At 43.3% G+C, this 14,897-nt stretch carries 12 protein-coding genes; 6 read left to right on the forward strand and 6 right to left on the reverse strand.

Going from position 1 to position 14,897, the window contains the following annotated elements; genetic code table 11:
* The first annotated feature begins 26 nt into the window (after positions 1–26).
* Both LW728_RS14730 and LW728_RS14735 read left to right on the forward strand, forming a co-directional pair.
* Positions 27–2,117, forward strand: a complete 2,091-nt coding sequence (locus LW728_RS14730) for a PD-(D/E)XK nuclease family protein (protein WP_287767118.1) — start codon at positions 27–29, stop codon at positions 2,115–2,117.
* A 377-nt stretch (positions 2,118–2,494) separates the two neighbouring features.
* On the forward strand, positions 2,495–5,140 hold the full coding sequence (locus tag LW728_RS14735; RefSeq protein WP_287767119.1) for a cation-translocating P-type ATPase: 2,646 nt from the start codon (positions 2,495–2,497) through the stop codon (positions 5,138–5,140).
* A gap of 219 nt (positions 5,141–5,359) precedes the next feature.
* On the opposite strand, the gene hemB is transcribed toward LW728_RS14735, so the two are convergent.
* On the reverse strand, positions 5,360–6,346 hold the full coding sequence (gene hemB, locus LW728_RS14740; RefSeq protein ID WP_108935343.1) for a porphobilinogen synthase: 987 nt from the start codon (positions 6,344–6,346) through the stop codon (positions 5,360–5,362).
* Between the two features lie 575 nt (positions 6,347–6,921).
* On the opposite strand from hemB, the gene LW728_RS14745 reads away from it, so the two are divergent.
* The gene (locus LW728_RS14745) at positions 6,922–7,287 is read left to right on the forward strand and encodes a phasin family protein (protein WP_104396542.1); all 366 of its coding nucleotides are present in this window, start codon (positions 6,922–6,924) and stop codon (positions 7,285–7,287) included.
* Positions 7,288–7,346: 59 nt separating this feature from the next.
* Positions 7,347–7,727 carry a hypothetical protein gene (locus LW728_RS14750; protein WP_004163637.1) on the forward strand — a complete coding sequence of 127 codons (381 nt, stop codon included), beginning with the start codon at positions 7,347–7,349 and terminating at the stop codon, positions 7,725–7,727.
* A 79-nt stretch (positions 7,728–7,806) separates the two neighbouring features.
* Here LW728_RS14750 and LW728_RS14755 read toward each other — a convergent pair whose 3' ends face one another.
* Both LW728_RS14755 and LW728_RS14760 read right to left on the reverse strand, forming a co-directional pair.
* The gene (locus LW728_RS14755; protein ID WP_004163638.1) at positions 7,807–7,956 is read right to left on the reverse strand and encodes a hypothetical protein; all 150 of its coding nucleotides are present in this window, start codon (positions 7,954–7,956) and stop codon (positions 7,807–7,809) included.
* A gap of 196 nt (positions 7,957–8,152) precedes the next feature.
* Positions 8,153–8,332: a hypothetical protein gene (locus tag LW728_RS14760; protein ID WP_223211070.1), complete on the reverse strand. Its 180-nt coding sequence runs from the start codon at positions 8,330–8,332 to the stop codon at positions 8,153–8,155.
* Positions 8,333–8,360: 28 nt separating this feature from the next.
* Here LW728_RS14760 and LW728_RS14765 point away from each other — a divergent pair, with 28 nt between their 5' ends.
* Positions 8,361–10,061, forward strand: coding sequence for a hypothetical protein (locus LW728_RS14765; RefSeq protein WP_287668789.1), 1,701 nt, complete (start codon positions 8,361–8,363; stop codon positions 10,059–10,061).
* A 599-nt stretch (positions 10,062–10,660) separates the two neighbouring features.
* Here the strand turns inward: LW728_RS14765 and LW728_RS14775 are convergent.
* Positions 10,661–11,293 (reverse strand): retron system putative HNH endonuclease, encoded by a 633-nt coding sequence (locus LW728_RS14775; protein ID WP_287767121.1) that lies wholly within the window; start codon positions 11,291–11,293, stop codon positions 10,661–10,663.
* Positions 11,290–12,570, reverse strand: a complete 1,281-nt coding sequence (locus LW728_RS14780; RefSeq protein ID WP_287767123.1) for an AAA family ATPase — start codon at positions 12,568–12,570, stop codon at positions 11,290–11,292. The genes LW728_RS14775 and LW728_RS14780 overlap by 4 nt, the downstream gene beginning before the upstream one ends.
* A gap of 286 nt (positions 12,571–12,856) precedes the next feature.
* Here LW728_RS14780 and LW728_RS14785 point away from each other — a divergent pair, with 286 nt between their 5' ends.
* Complete coding sequence (locus LW728_RS14785; RefSeq protein WP_287767125.1) at positions 12,857–14,047, forward strand: class I SAM-dependent methyltransferase; 1,191 nt, start codon at positions 12,857–12,859, stop codon at positions 14,045–14,047.
* A 228-nt stretch (positions 14,048–14,275) separates the two neighbouring features.
* Here the strand turns inward: LW728_RS14785 and LW728_RS14790 are convergent, their stop codons facing one another.
* A complete protein-coding gene (locus LW728_RS14790) occupies positions 14,276–14,515 on the reverse strand; it encodes a DUF4327 family protein (RefSeq protein WP_002738935.1) in 240 nt (79 codons plus the stop codon).
* Between the last annotated feature and the right edge of the window lie 382 nt (positions 14,516–14,897).

A 14,897-nucleotide genomic window follows, 5' to 3' on the forward strand; every position in this document is an offset into this window, starting at 1 on the left:
TTAACAAATACAATCCAGAAAAAACGATGTCAATCATACCAATTTGGATCGAAGGTGGCACGCGATCGGGAAAAACCACCGCTTTAGTCGGGGAATTTCAGCGCTGGGTGTCTCGCGATCAACTGAAATCATCGCCCCTTCCTCGATCGATCTTAGTTTTCGCTGCCAACGATGATAACAAACGGGAATTAGCCGATCGATTCGCCCTTGCTGTTAAGGGTAGCTATCCGATTCTCTGCAAAACCCCTTTAGGTTTTCTCACCGATGAAGTCATCCTGTTTTGGCCGTTAATTTTCGAGTTTTTGGGGCTAAAAGCGCAATTTCCCCGCCGATTACGCCCAGAAACGGAGCAGGAACTCGCCACCCGTCTCTGGCAACCAGCGATCGCTGAATTCTTCCAGCTTACCAGCATAAATGAATATCGTTTCGTCCGTCAAGTTCTCGATTTGTTACAATTAGCCGGCGCTAGTGGTGTTCCCGCAGAAAAGATACCCGAAAGATTAGCCGACGGATTATCAGAAACAGATTTAAAACGAGTTTTAGCGATTAATGAGCAGGAAACACCAGAAAAAGTGGGAGAATTAATCATTCAATGGCGTGATTGGTCTCTAGAACGTGGTTTATTAAGTTATGGTATCATCTACGAACTCTATTGGCGCTATTTATTCCCTGATAGTCGTTATCAACAGCAACTATTAAAACGCTTCCGGGCAGTTTTTGCGGACGATGTGGACGATTATCCGGCTATTGCCAAGGATTTACTCAGTTTTTTCCTCGATCATGATTGTTTTAGCGTTTTTACCTACAATCCCCAGGGAAAAATTCGCTTAGGATTAACTGCCGATCCCGATTATCTACAAAAATTAGCGGCACGCTGTCAAATTATGCCATTATCCACCACTAACGGGTTAGCCGCTCAGTTTAGCGAGACGGTTCTCTCCTTAATCAGCGACGGTAACTATCTTGGCAATCTTCCCGATCAATTCATCTCCGTGCAAACCACCTCTCGCGCTGAATTGTTACGGAAGACAGCCACAGCTATTATTCAAGCAGTCAATCAAGGAGCAGTAAAACCCGAAGAAATCGCCGTTATTGCCCCCGGTTTAGACGAAATCGCCCGTTATAGCCTGATGGAAATTTTAACCGGTGCCGGGATAGCCGTTCAACCCCTCAACGAACAACGACCCCTGATCAGTTGTCCTCTGATTCGGGCATTATTGACCCTTCTCGCCCTTGTTTACGCAAATTTGGGGCGTTTAGCCCCCCAAGAGGCCCTAGCGGAAATGCTGGTGATTTTTAGCCGTTATCGCTGGGATGAAGAAGAGAATTTAATTCCCGATATCGATCCAGTTCGCGCCGGATTAATTGCCGATCATTGTTATCAAGTGCATCCAGAAAATCCTCGTTTATTAGCGATCGAAACTTTTCCCCGTTGGGATCGCTTAGGACAAAAAGCTTGTACTGCCTACGAAAGAATTTGTCACTGGATCGAAGGGATGAAAAAACGGCAGCAAGAAGCCAAACTTTTACCGATTTTTGTCTTAAATCAAGCGATCGAACAATTATTAAACGATGGGGAAAATTTGCCCTTCGATCACTTGGCAGCTTTGCGAGAATTAATGGAAACTGCCCAACATTTTTGGGAGATCGATCGCCGTTTGCGTGAGAGTGAACCCTCTTTTCAAAGTCCCAGCGAAACTATTAGTCAGTTTATCCAACTTTTGCGCCGTGGTACAATTACCGCTAATCCCTATCCTGTGCGACAATTTATTAAATCTTCCTCAGCAGTCACCCTAGGCAATATCTTTCAATATCGTTCTTTTCGTTCTAGTCATCGTTGGCATTTTTGGCTAGATTGTTCTTCTCCACTCTGGGAACAAGGAGGTGCTGCTACTCTTTTTGCTGCGCCAATTTTTTGGCGAGAAAGTCCCTATCAACCCTGGACAACAGAAGCAGAATTAGAGGAAAATCAGGACCGTTTACAGAGAGTTTTAAGGGATTTGTTAGCAAGGGTAAGCGAAAAAGTTATCCTCTGTCACAGTGATTTAGGAGTATCGGGAACCGAGCAAACCGGACAACTTTTATCCTTAGTACAAGCGGCAAAAGAATATGATTAAGCACTAGAAAAAAATTAACTTCTTGGTTAGGAGAGGCAATAGGCAATAGGCAATAGGCAATAGGCAAAGGGGGGGTTAGATATGTGTAATTAATTTTGCTTAGGTACTTAGTAAAAGGATTGGGGGAGATTCAGCTAATCTAAGGATAGGCGGTTAAGATGCGTCTGAGCTTATAACCTAATTTGGTCTTGACGACCGGCCAAGCTCTTGACTATCTAAATTAGTCGTTAATACTGCCCTGGAGTGCCAGAGTGGGGAGCAGGGAGAAGAAGTTTGAGCATTTGTACTAAAATTTTCAATACGTAGTTTAAATTCAGTACAGCTTACCCACTCTCTGTGTGCGAGAATAGCCTGTGTGAAAAACCTAGGTAATTGTTATGGTTGCACCTATACAAAATAGGCAGTTTAACGGGTTGTCTAGTCAAGAAGCTAGTGAGCGCTTGAAACAGCACGGCTACAACGAACTCCCCTCAACTCAGCATCGTACTTTTTTAAGGATCGCCCTAGACATTATCCAAGAGCCGATTTTATTGCTCCTGATTGCCTGTGGTGTCATCTACCTCTTTTTGGGTGATGCACAAGAAGCTCTGATTTTATTGGGGTTTGTCTTTTTTATTATTGGCATCAATCTTTACCAAGAGCAGAAAACGGAACGTTCTCTAGAAGCACTGCGGGACTTATCCAGTCCTCGGGCCTTGGTGATTCGAGATGGGGAACGGCAGCGAATTGCCGGCCGAGAAGTGGTAGAGGGGGATCTGATCGTGGTGGAGGAGGGCGATCGCGTTCCTGCGGATGCGATTTTGCTGTGGTCCACTCACTTGACGATTGATGAATCGCTGTTAACCGGAGAGTCTGTTCCGGTCAGGAAACGCACCATCCAGCTAGAAGAAGACCCAGAGAAACTTTCAGCCACCTTGAGACCGGGTGGAGACGACTTACCCACTGTCTATTCTGGCACTCTTGCGGTGCAAGGGCAGGGCATTGCCCAGGTGCAAGCAACGGGTATCGGCACTGAAATGGGAAAAATTGGCAAAGCTCTGCAAACGGTTGAACCGGAAGACACGGTCTTACAAAAAGAAACCCGTCGCATTGTCGGTAAATTGACGATGATCGCGCTGGCCATTTGTGCGGCGGTGGTCGTGATTTATGGATTAACCCGGGCCGATTGGTTGCATGGCTTTTTGGCAGGATTAGCCCTGGCGATGGCAATTTTGCCCAATGAAATTCCGGTGGTGCTGGCCATCTTTCTGGCTCTGGGAGCGTGGCGATTCTCGCAAAAACAGGTACTAACCCGTCGCATTCCAGTGGTTGAAACCCTGGGTTCTGTCACCGTTCTTTGTGTCGATAAGACTGGAACCCTGACATTGAACCAAATGGCCGTCAAACAATTGTTGGTTTACAGCGGCTCCAATGCTTGTCTGTACGATGTGACGCTCCACGAGCGCGAACCCTTGCCAGAAGTCCTTCATCCCCTGATCGAGTTTGGTATTCTAGCGAGTCGCAAAGATCCCTTTGACCCGATGGAAAAAGCTTTGCAGCAAATTGGTTGGAATTACCTAGCCAAGACTGAACACCTGCATAGCGATTGGCAACTACTGCGCGAATATCCCCTGTCCACCGATCTCTTGGCCATGTCCTGTGTCTGGGAATCCCTGACGGGGGAGCTTACCGTTGCGGCAAAAGGGGCTCCAGAAGCGATCGCCGATCTCTGCCATTTCAGCCCGATTCAACAACAGGAGCTTGTCGAACAGATCCAGGCAATGGCCGGAGAGGGTTTGCGAGTTCTGGGAGTCGCCCAAGGACGCAAAATGGGAACATTACCCAAAACCCACGCTCTTGAGTCATCCGGGCCTCCAGCCTACTTAGAATCTGACGATCGCTTACCTGTTCAACAACACGACTTTGAGTTTGAATTTGTCGGACTCATCGGCCTGGAAGACCCGGTGCGCCCTACTGTGGCACCTGCGATCGCTGAATGCTATGGTGCGGGAATTCGCGTTGTCATGATTACGGGTGATTATCCGGTAACAGCCCAGAACATTGCCCGTCAGATTGGACTCAGGCCTTTAGACAAGGTGATCACCGGTAGGGAACTGGAGCAAATGGGTGAGTCGGAACTGCGCGATCGCATTCAAAGCACCAACATCTTTGCCCGTGTCGTCCCCGAACAAAAACTATTGATTGTCAATGCACTGAAACGCTCCGGTGAAATTGTGGCTATGACCGGTGATGGTGTCAACGATGCCCCGGCCCTCAAGTCTGCCCATATCGGCATTGCCATGGGTGAACGGGGGACCGATGTAGCGCGCGAGTCTGCCGATTTGGTCCTGTTGAAAGATGATTTTTCGTCCATCGTCGAATCGGTCAAACTGGGCAGACGTATCTTTGACAACCTGAAAAAAGGGATGGCCTATACCTTGGCCGTTCACGTTCCGATCGCGGGTATGTCGTTGATTCCAGTCATGTTTGGCTGGCCCTTGGTGCTGCTCCCCATCCACATTGCCTTTCTGCACTTAATTATCGATCCAGCCTGCACGGTTGTGTTTGAAGCTGAACCGGCAGAGAGCGATATTATGCGTCGCCCACCCCGTAATCCCAAAGAACCCTTGTTCAGTCGTCGGACGTTGCGATTGGCCTTGCTTCAGGGGATCAGCGTTTTAGTGGTACTGGTTATTGTATTTGCGATCGCCTATAACAACGGCAATAGTGAATTTGATGCTCGTGCCTTAGCATTTACGACATTGATTATCTCCAACCTGGCTATGATTTTAACCAATCGTTCCTGGTCCCGAACGATTCCAGAAATGCTCCAAGCTCCTAATCAGGCTTTGTGGTGGGTGATCGGCGGTGGACTGCTGTTTTTGGGATTAGTTCTCTATGTTCCCTTGCTACGACACCTGTTCGGCTTTTCATTTCTACATACTGATGATTTGCTGGTTAGCTTAGTTTCTGGAGTTGTCAGTATTTTCTGGTTTGAAGGACTAAAACTGTGGAACCGTCGGCACTTGAACAGCCAAAAATAAAAGACATCATATAGCGTTTTTCAGTCGGCTGAGGTACAAAAGTTATGGGTTTTAGGCAAAAGGCAAAAGGGAAGAAAAATAGGTGTACCTCACTAGCTTAGGAAACGCTATAGATTCCACGATCGGTTACAAATTGTTGCAGCAGTGCGCTATGTAGTTGCTTGAATGAATTGTGCCTACCTACTTAAATAATCAGCATGGTGGGTTCAATCATCAAGTTTAACCCTCTGCTAACCAGCGCACGGCATCCTTAGCGTGGTAGGTTAAGATAATATCGGCCCCCGCCCGTTTAAAGCTGGTTAAAGTCTCTAAAGTCACCCGTTTTTCGTCAATCCAGCCATTTAACGCCGCCGCTTTAATCATTGAATATTCCCCCGATACATTGTAGGCAGCCACGGGTAAATTAGTCATTTCCTTGATTCTCCAGATAATATCCATGTAAGACAGGGCAGGTTTTACCATTAACATATCTGCTCCCTCTAATACGTCTAATTCCACCTCTTTTAAGGCTTCTCTGGCATTACCCGGATCCATTTGGTAGGTTCTGCGATCGCCGAATTGGGGGGTAGAATCCGCCGCATCCCGAAACGGACCATAATAGGCAGAGGCATATTTAGCCGTATAGGAAAGAATCGGTGTATCACTATAACCCGCCTCATCCAATCCTTGACGAATTGCCTGGACAAAACCATCCATCATTCCCGAAGGTGCAATGATATCCACTCCCGCTTTTACCTGAGAAACGGCGGTTTTTTGCAATAATTCCAGAGTGGGATCGTTTAACACCCTGCCGGTTAAATCTCCCGTTTGCAGATAACCACAATGACCGTGGTTGGTATATTCACACAAACAAGTATCGGCGACAATGAGTAGATCGGGAACTGCCTCTTTAATTGCTGTGGCCGCTTTTTGCACAATACCATGATTGTGCCATGCTCCCGTCGCCTCTGTGTCTTTGCTTTCCGGCAGCCCGAATAAAATAATCGCTGGGATTCCTAAATCCCGCACTTCCTTGGCTTCGTCAACAATTTTATCGATTGATAATTGGTACACCCCCGGCATCGATTTGACTTCCTGGGCGATACCTTCCCCCGTTGTGGCGAAAAGGGGATAGATAAAGTCATTGGCTGTCAAGACGGTTTCACTCACCAGACGGCGCATTTGAGGGGTTTGACGCAGACGACGGGGGCGATGAATAGGAAACATAGTTTTTTGTGATTAAATCGGGAATCTGGTCTCGATTGTTTAGTTTAAATCTTTGCTGAGGATGAACACAAATCGATTCCGCCGGCAGCCCGCAGCCGGCAGCTATGGGCAATATTTAGTTATTTTGAGCTTAATTACACTATTTAGGTCAAAAATGACCTAATAAATCTCTATCGTCGTTTTGAGGGCAAAAAACCAGCAATTTGACTAAAATTTCATCTTTATAGCGATCAATTTTGCTGTCGCCACCACCGCATCTATTTACAAAACTTTACCTCATCAGTTACCAGTTACCAGTTATCAGTTATCAGATATGATACTAAATCCGTTTATTAAAAACTGATTATTTATTCTCGCTTTTGCCTCTTGCCTTTTGCATGAGTGCCTCTCCTCATAACTAGCTTATACTCAACGGATTTAGTATGAGTTTTCAGTTCACTGATGGCTCTCTTGGATAGAGGCGCAAGCGTTCATCGATTACTGTTCACTGTTCACTGACTCCCAAAACCCATCTCCATTTGGGAGAAGGATCGTTTATTCTAGTAGGTAAGAGCGATCGATTCAGGATTTTTGCTATGGCCAACTTAGGTGATTTAGTCAAAAAAGCAGTTTATTTGGGCGTAGGCATTGCTACTTATGCCGCCGAAAAAGCTGAAGTAAATTTACAAGAATTAAGAAATCAAGCCCAAAAATTAGCCGATGAAATGATTTCTCGCGGTGAAATAAACGCAGAAGAAGCGCGGAAATACGTCGATGAGTTGGTGAAACAGGCACAACAGCAAACAGTAGAAGGTAACGAATCTAATATTCCCCATGAACCCCGACGGATAGAAATTATTGAAGACGAGGAAGACACCAAAGCAGCCGATCCCAAAGTAGATGAATTGCGGCAACAGGTGGAACGTCTTCAGGAGGAATTACGGAAACTGCAACAGGATTAAAACCTAGATTTTAGGGACAAATAATTAATTATTACCAGACAAGGGATGCAAGTATAAACATGGACGATTGGCAGAAAGATTTTTGGGAAGTTATCGAAACTGTCGCCCTGGGAATTGAAACTTTTTTCCAAGAAGTAGCCCAAACTATCGAAGAAATTAATGAGGAGATTATCATCGATCTGGAACAGTTTATTCAAGAGGTTTTACCCCAGGAATTAGAAGAATTTTTTAACCTCGATGAGTCCTTATTTTCGGAATTAGATGAACCCTCGGATTTTACCCTCACTCCTAAGGTTAACCCCGATCCTAACACCCATCCTGCTTGTATCGGTTGCCGTAATTATCACGGTTATATCTACGGGGGTAATCTTCTCGTCTGCGGTTTCCATCCCTACGGTTGGGATAGTGATAGTTGTCCTGATTGGCAAGCAGAGAATTAATTATTTTTCTATAAAATCAGGTAGGGTTATTATCCCTACCCATAGCTTTTATCTCAAAGCAATTATCCGTCATTTTTAGTTAAGAATTACCCTTGGGAGCATGGTAAGGTTCAGAATCAAAAGGCTGCATCCCCACATCGGGATATTCATCATTGCTGGGACTAAAAATGCGAGCGAAAGCCTCTGTTAGGTACTGGACAAAATTGTGTAATGTATCCTTGATATTCATTGCTTTTCTCTCCGACTCTCGACAACAATCTCTTTTTCGGATCAGGTTGATTCACCCCTCCATCCCAATTATCTGACCAGAATCTCATCAATTGTTGACTTTTGAGATAATTCTTGAATAATCTTCATAAGACTTTATATTTTTTCTGGTTTATTTAAACTTTTATAAAAATTCTTGTCTTTTTGTAAAGGAAAGATTATTCAATTAAATCGCTGATTTGTTGATCATCTAAGCATAAATATCCATTGACAAAAACTTTTAATTGAGCATTATCTATCTCCTCATCCAAAAAAAGCTCGATGGCTTTGTGACGAAGTTCTTTAATTTTGTTGAGGTTTAATCCCAACTTTTCGATAGTATTAAAAGATGGGGTCACTAAAATAGATTCAGGTAAATAGTTAATCGTGAATATAAGCTTTTTACAGTTGTTTTTTTTCGGGGCGATCTCGCTAACCCTAACTTTCACCCTCGGCTATGTTAGCCTGAGAGCGATCTCGCGCTTTACCGTCAAGGAATGTATGGCCCTTGCTGGTGCTTGGGGAATGGCTTTACAATCGGCGATCGCTTTCGTTAATTTTCTTTGTGGCTTTTCTGGAAGAACTTTTTTTCTGTTAGCGACGGCTGGTTTATTTATTATCTCTCTATGGTTACTGACGCGACAATTGTGGCAAGCGGAAGAAAGAGAAAACTATAGATGGCTATACCTAGCGATCTTGTTCTGGCTCGTCCTGCTAGGGATGCAATTCTTCGTCGTGCTTTACAGTGGGGGATTTTACTACGGGGATTGGTGGATGCACTTCGATATCGCTCAAATTTTTTTGGGACTTCAGAAAACCGATACGGTTTACTTTGGAACTTATAATGTTACTTCTAGAACTCCTTTATTTAATCTATTTTCTAGTTATTATCTGGCACTTTTAGAAAATTCATTTGCGGTTTATCAAATTACTGCGATTTTACCAGGAGTATTCCTGACCCTCCTAATCCCTCTCTTTCTGCGTCCGTCGTTAATTCCGTTAGCCTTTTTCCTCGTGGCTTTCAGTCCCTATTTGAGTAATATAATCACCTACCCTTGGCCGAAGGTATTGGCCACGGTCTATATCTTAACCGGCATCTATTTCTATCTCGACTTGAGAAACAATCCCCGCACAAGAGTCTATTCGCCTTCCGGGATTGGTTGTGGAGTTAGTTGGGGATTAGCTTTTCTCAGTCATCCTTCCGCTATACTCTATGTTATCGCCCCGATCGTCGATAATCTCTGGGTAAATCGTAAAAATTTAGCTCTTGTAGTCCGTCAGTTATTTTTTCCATTAATCCTCATGATCGCCGTGTGTCTTCCCTGGTATTTATGGGGAATCTCTCACTTCGGTCTCGCTTCTATCTTCCAGACGGCAATGGGAACGACGGGGGGGGCGACCGCGAGCGTTAGAATTTCCGATGCTTTCAACAATGCGTGGTCTACCGTTTATCCCCTAGAACTTTCCGACGCGGTTCAAGATCGAATCCAGAAAGGCCCCGGAGAGGGGGGCGAGTTTTACATCTTACGCTATCGGCTGTGGAATTCATGGTTTCGCTTGTATTTTAGTGTTTTAGCCGGCTCTATAACGATAACCCTGAGCGCCGTCCTTCTGACGGTTTTCGGGAAACGAGTTTTCGGAAAAGTTAAGGGTAAACCTTTGTTTCCCAGATCATTTTTAGTATCGGTACTCGCGAGCGGTTTTTTGGGAGGTTGTTTCCTGCAACCCGGATTTCATCGAGGGGGAATTATCGGCGAGAGTATGACTCCTATCGTGGTTCTGTTGCTCTTGATCGTTACCGAATATCTGGCCATGTTACCCGTGAGACTGAAACAGTTAATTCTCTTCACTATCGTGGGAGAGTTCGTTCTTTCTCGGGGGATTCACTTGTTATTTCTCGGTGCGGAAAAAACGGTAGTTTGGGATGGAAATGCCGATCTAAAAACTAACTATAGTTTACAATTCGCCCGGGATCTGATCGGTACTCCGATCGGCTTATTTATGGCGATAGTTGCTTTAATCATTTTTCTGGTGATCGGTTGGAAAACCGTATCGGGAGGCGGTGATCTTCGAGAATCCCTGGAATAACGATTTCCCTTTGCGGGCGATCAATTTTTTGGTAGCAGGATTAGCAATCAATAGAACTGCAAGTGAAATCAATCGAGTGACCGAAAAACCATTTTTATTTTGCTACTCCTTATCATTCTTGGGAGTTAATCGTACTATTAAAAACGGATTTAGTATCATACCCTATTGACAATTGGCAAATTGTGTGGGCATTTCAAGTGATACCAGTCAATCAGAATAGTTACGAACTGGACCCATTTGGTCGATTTTTGTTTAACAATTGAGATGGCAAATTCTCATCAAATATGCCTGAATCGTCATCTGGGTAAGCAACTCACATAAAGTTCATTTTGTCAAGGATTTTTAAGATACCCTTACCCTGTCTGTTAGGTACTGGACAACATTCTGTAACGTATCCTTGATATTCATTGCTTTTATCTCCGACTCTCGACAACAATCTCTGTTTCGGATAAGGTTGATCTACCACCCCAATTATCTGGACAGAATCTCATCAATTGTTGACTTTTGAGATAATTCTTGAATAATCTTCATAAGACTTTATAGTTTTTCTGGTTTATCCAAACTTTTATAATAATTCTTGTATTTTTGTCAAGGAAAGATTATTCAATTAAATCGCTGAACAAATATTTGATTGTTGTCCAGAAAGGTTTGTATCTTTGTTGATCATCTAAGCATAAATATCCATTGACAAAAACTTTTAATTGAGCATTATCTATCTCCTCATCCAAAAAAGGTTCGATGGCTTTCTGACGAAAGTCGTTGATTTTATTGAGGTTTAATCCCAACTTTTCGATAGTATTAATTGCTTTTTGATCATCTTCTTGTGCAGGTTTAATTGTACCATCATAGTTAAAGGCAAAGTGAGACTCACAATCGGGATTAAGTGGAGAGATTAAGAGATTTTCATCAAACCAGTTATTTTTTAGATTACCACAGTGCCGAGGTTCACCAAGCTCAAGATTTGCCTGACACGAACATAGCAAATTGGCATAATCTAGGGGATCAACAGTGGGATCACTTTGAGGTTTAAAATGTTCTATATGCCATTTACCATCAATCAATCGATTTTCACAATAACAACATATTTCCCCCTGTTCTGTCATCAACGCTTTAATTAGTATTTCTTTTGGTTTTCCCGCTAAATTTCTAAAGTCGGGCTGCCAATCTGAGTTAGCTTGCTCTTTCCAATTCTTAAACTCTGGTGGTTCTTGTCTTTTTCTAATATACTTCATTTTCCGATAATTTCCTTGCGTCGAATAATAACTTCAGCTTTAATTAATTCTGGATCATCTTGAATTTTAGCTCTGAGATCATTGATTTTCTTTTTAGCTGCCTCTAATTGATTTTGAGAAATTTGTTCATATATATCTTTCAAAGCTTCAGCGATTTCCTTGGGACGAGTTGTCTCTAATCCCATCAAATCTTCTAAAATTCGATCAACATTTTTGCCGTAGGACTCCTGCACGGGATGAACTTTTATTCCCATTTCTGTTTGTTCCATGAAGTGTAAACTTTCTGGTTGAACATGAGTGATAATATTAGGAGAATGGGTGGAAATAAAAAATTGACAGTTAGGAAAAACTTCTAGTAATTTAGGTACTACAAATCTTTGCCATTGAGGATGTAAATGTAAATCAATTTCGTCAATGATAATAACGCCAGTACCCGTTAAGGGATAAGGATTTTGAGGATTAGCAATCGCCATTCTTCGAGCTAAATCTCCCAGCATAGCAATCAGACATTTTTCTCCATCAGAAAGTTGATTAACAGTAACTATTTTATTCTTTTTTGTTACTTCCATTCTCAAAGGATTACGACGGACGCTAAGATTAGTAAAATCGGGTAGAAAACGTTCGATCGTTTCCCGAACCGCTTCCAATTGGGGATCGGGAAAACAAAAACCTTCCGGTTTAATTCGATCATACTGATATTTTCTATTTTCATTTTCTAAATCTTCACGTTCGCGAAACCATTCAAAAAAAGTGCGAAAATCTGATCCACTGGTTAAAGCATTTTCGTAGGCACTTAGAGAATCAAATTGATGTTTTGTTTTAATTTTTAATGGTATATCCAGCACTGCTCGATTAACAGAATAATAAACAAATAAAGGTAAGTTAATTTCTCCTTGATGTTCAGTAATTTGTCGTTGTATTTGTTGAGTGTATTCATTTAATTGGCTAAAATTACTCCGTTCTCCAGCGTGGATATATCCAGTCCTAGTTTTTACTATTTTCCAAGTAATCTCTTGACTATCTTCCGTCACCCCAGTGATTTCAATTATAGCCGTCCCCTGACCATTATTAATCTCGGTTTCGCTAATCTGTTGTCCACTGGCATTAGTATTTTTTAGGCGCTTAACTAACCATGAAAGCATAATCGCCAAACTATCTAAAATGGTAGATTTTCCCGCACCATTAACTCCTATAAATACATTTAATTGCCGATGAAAGTCGATGTTTAAACTGACTACACCTCGATAATTAATAAGCTTTATAGACTTAATCCTCATGGTTTTTTGTATCGGCAAGATTTGCTTATATTTGAGATAATTGTTAGAGAATGACTCTCGAATAATTGCCAGTAAAACTTAGATAGGGTTAAGAGACAGTAGGACAAGGAATAGAAAAAAATATCGACCAAAGAAATAATAACTAATTTTGGCACAGAACCGGATAGTCATAATGATTATTTATCATTTACCCTCGACCAACTCAAAAAAACCCCGGCTGACTTTCCCGATCGCTGCCCTCTGTGAGACAATCGATCGAGTGTTATCCTAAACTCCGCCAATTTTCATGTCCGACGACGCTACTATTCGCACTGCTGTACAACGTCTCTACAATACCTATCCTTTCCCCCCCGAACCGCTCCTAGACGAACCTCCTCCAGGTTACAATTGGCGCTGGAATTGGATTGCTGCCTATAACTTTTGTTGTCATCGTAAACCTGAACGAGAGGATATCCGCATTCTCGATGCAGGTTGTGGTACTGGTGCGGGAACTGAATATCTGCTCGCTCTCAACCCTTTCGCTCATGTAGTCGCTATAGATATCAGCGAAAAAGCTCTAGAAATTGCCAAAGAACGCTGTAATCGTTCGGGAGTTGCGACAAAGCACCGAGGTTCTCTGGATTTTCACCATTTACCCCTTGAATCGGCCACTAATCTCCCCGGAGAATTTGATTTAATTAACTGCGTCGGGGTGCTGCACCATCTCCCGGACCCGATTAAAGGTATTCAATCCCTCGCGCAAAAGCTGGCCCCCGGTGGTCTGCTGCACATTTTCGTCTATGCACAATTGGGACGCTGGGAAATCCAGTTAATGCAATCTGCGATCGCACTTTTGCAGGGAGACCGACGCGGGGATTATAAAGATGGGGTCGCTGTCGGCCGAGAGATTTTTGCCTCCCTACCGGAAAATAATCGCATTTTGAAACGGGAAAAAGAGCGTTGGTCAATGGAAAATCATCGCGATGAATCCTTCGCTGATATGTACGTTCACCCCCGGGAAGTGGACTACAATATCGATACCCTCTTTCAACTGATTGATGCGTCAGGATTAGCCTTTATTGGCTTTTCTAACCCTTCCTACTGGCAATTAGACCGTTTATTGGGTAAATCCCCCGAATTGATGGCTAGAGCGCAAAATTTAGGAGAAAGGGAACGTTATCGCTTGACGGAATTATTAGACCCGGAAATCACCCACTATGAATTTTTCCTCGCTAAACCACCGATTCTGACTGCCGATTGGTCCGGGGATCAAGTCCTAGAGAATGCAGTGGCCGAAGTTCATCCCTGTCTTTACGGTTGGCCTAGTGCAAGTGTTCTAGACTACGATTATCGGCCGGTTAATCTCTCGGAAAGAGAATTTGCTTTTTTACAAGCTTGTGATGGTCGTTTAAGCGTGGGAGAAATCGACGCTCAAGTTGCTTTAGGATTAACTGGTGTGCGTTCTTTACAACAGCGCCAACTACTGATTTTAAGTTAGAGAAAATTCTGGGATGTTAGAGATAGCGTCCCTTGGCAATGGGCAACTTTTAAACTAACTTGGCAAAATTTTGCCAAAACTTCTTTTTTCTTAACAATTACACCCTTCCTATCCCCATAGTTTCAGCCCCAGAATTAACCGGGGCTGAATTATAATAGTTTAAGAAAGTGGACAAGGCTGCTAAATTTCTGATCAGTCCGATTTTTGCCCATCGGCAAACGGGAGATTTTAATCATTATCCCAAGATTCCGAGGCGATTAAGTCACCAATTTGATCCCTGAGAAGGTAGTCACACCGTTCTAGTTCACATTCAACACAAACCCACTCCCGGGGGGGAATGAACTGACAGAGAGTGTAGATCGGTTGGTGTCTGCTCACTACCCCCTGTTCTACCATCTGACGGACTTCGTCCTTAATCATCCTGATAGAGTAAGCGGTGGGAGCGGTGGAGAAAGTTATGGCACTCATGGGAGATTTCCTGCAAGATCTACAAAAGAAGTCTTATCACTAACTATAGTCTAACCTATAGAGGGACAAAAGAGATTTTTTGCTGTATCGACGATGACAATTTTTTATAATATATAGCGGAACCCTCTCCCCTCGCCAGTTTAGGCTTAGGTTAAGAAAAGTTAAATTTATCGGCTAAAAGCTGTCGAGTCCCCTTATACCAAATCAGTTAAGTAGGTAGGCACAATTATTTGTAGGATGGGTTAGCGGTAGCGTAACCCATGCGGGCGTTGGGTTTCATGCTTCAACCCAACCTTGTATATTGAGAGAGGTGGTAGACCGTCCCAACCTTGGTCAGAAAAGACCGCTTCGTAGCAAGGGTCACCACCATAATCTCCCTGAC

Origin of the sequence: Microcystis sp. 49638_E5, from assembly GCF_021300285.1 — a bacterium.
GTDB classification, from domain to species: Bacteria; Cyanobacteriota; Cyanobacteriia; order Cyanobacteriales; family Microcystaceae; genus Microcystis; species Microcystis aeruginosa_C.

Bases quoted from the DNA above. Each gene is read 5' to 3' on its own strand.
- LW728_RS14730 (WP_287767118.1), top strand. From the start codon at position 27: ATGTCAATCATACCAATTTGGATCGAAGGTGGCACGCGATCGGGAAAA.
- LW728_RS14735 (WP_287767119.1), top strand. From the start codon at position 2,495: ATGGTTGCACCTATACAAAATAGGCAGTTTAACGGGTTGTCTAGTCAA.
- hemB (WP_108935343.1), bottom strand. From the start codon at position 6,346: ATGTTTCCTATTCATCGCCCCCGTCGTCTGCGTCAAACCCCTCAAATG.
- LW728_RS14745 (WP_104396542.1), top strand. From the start codon at position 6,922: ATGGCCAACTTAGGTGATTTAGTCAAAAAAGCAGTTTATTTGGGCGTA.
- LW728_RS14750 (WP_004163637.1), top strand. From the start codon at position 7,347: ATGGACGATTGGCAGAAAGATTTTTGGGAAGTTATCGAAACTGTCGCC.
- LW728_RS14755 (WP_004163638.1), bottom strand. From the start codon at position 7,956: ATGAATATCAAGGATACATTACACAATTTTGTCCAGTACCTAACAGAG.
- LW728_RS14775 (WP_287767121.1), bottom strand. From the start codon at position 11,293: ATGAAGTATATTAGAAAAAGACAAGAACCACCAGAGTTTAAGAATTGG.
- LW728_RS14780 (WP_287767123.1), bottom strand. From the start codon at position 12,570: ATGAGGATTAAGTCTATAAAGCTTATTAATTATCGAGGTGTAGTCAGT.
- LW728_RS14785 (WP_287767125.1), top strand. From the start codon at position 12,857: ATGTCCGACGACGCTACTATTCGCACTGCTGTACAACGTCTCTACAAT.
- LW728_RS14790 (WP_002738935.1), bottom strand. From the start codon at position 14,515: ATGAGTGCCATAACTTTCTCCACCGCTCCCACCGCTTACTCTATCAGG.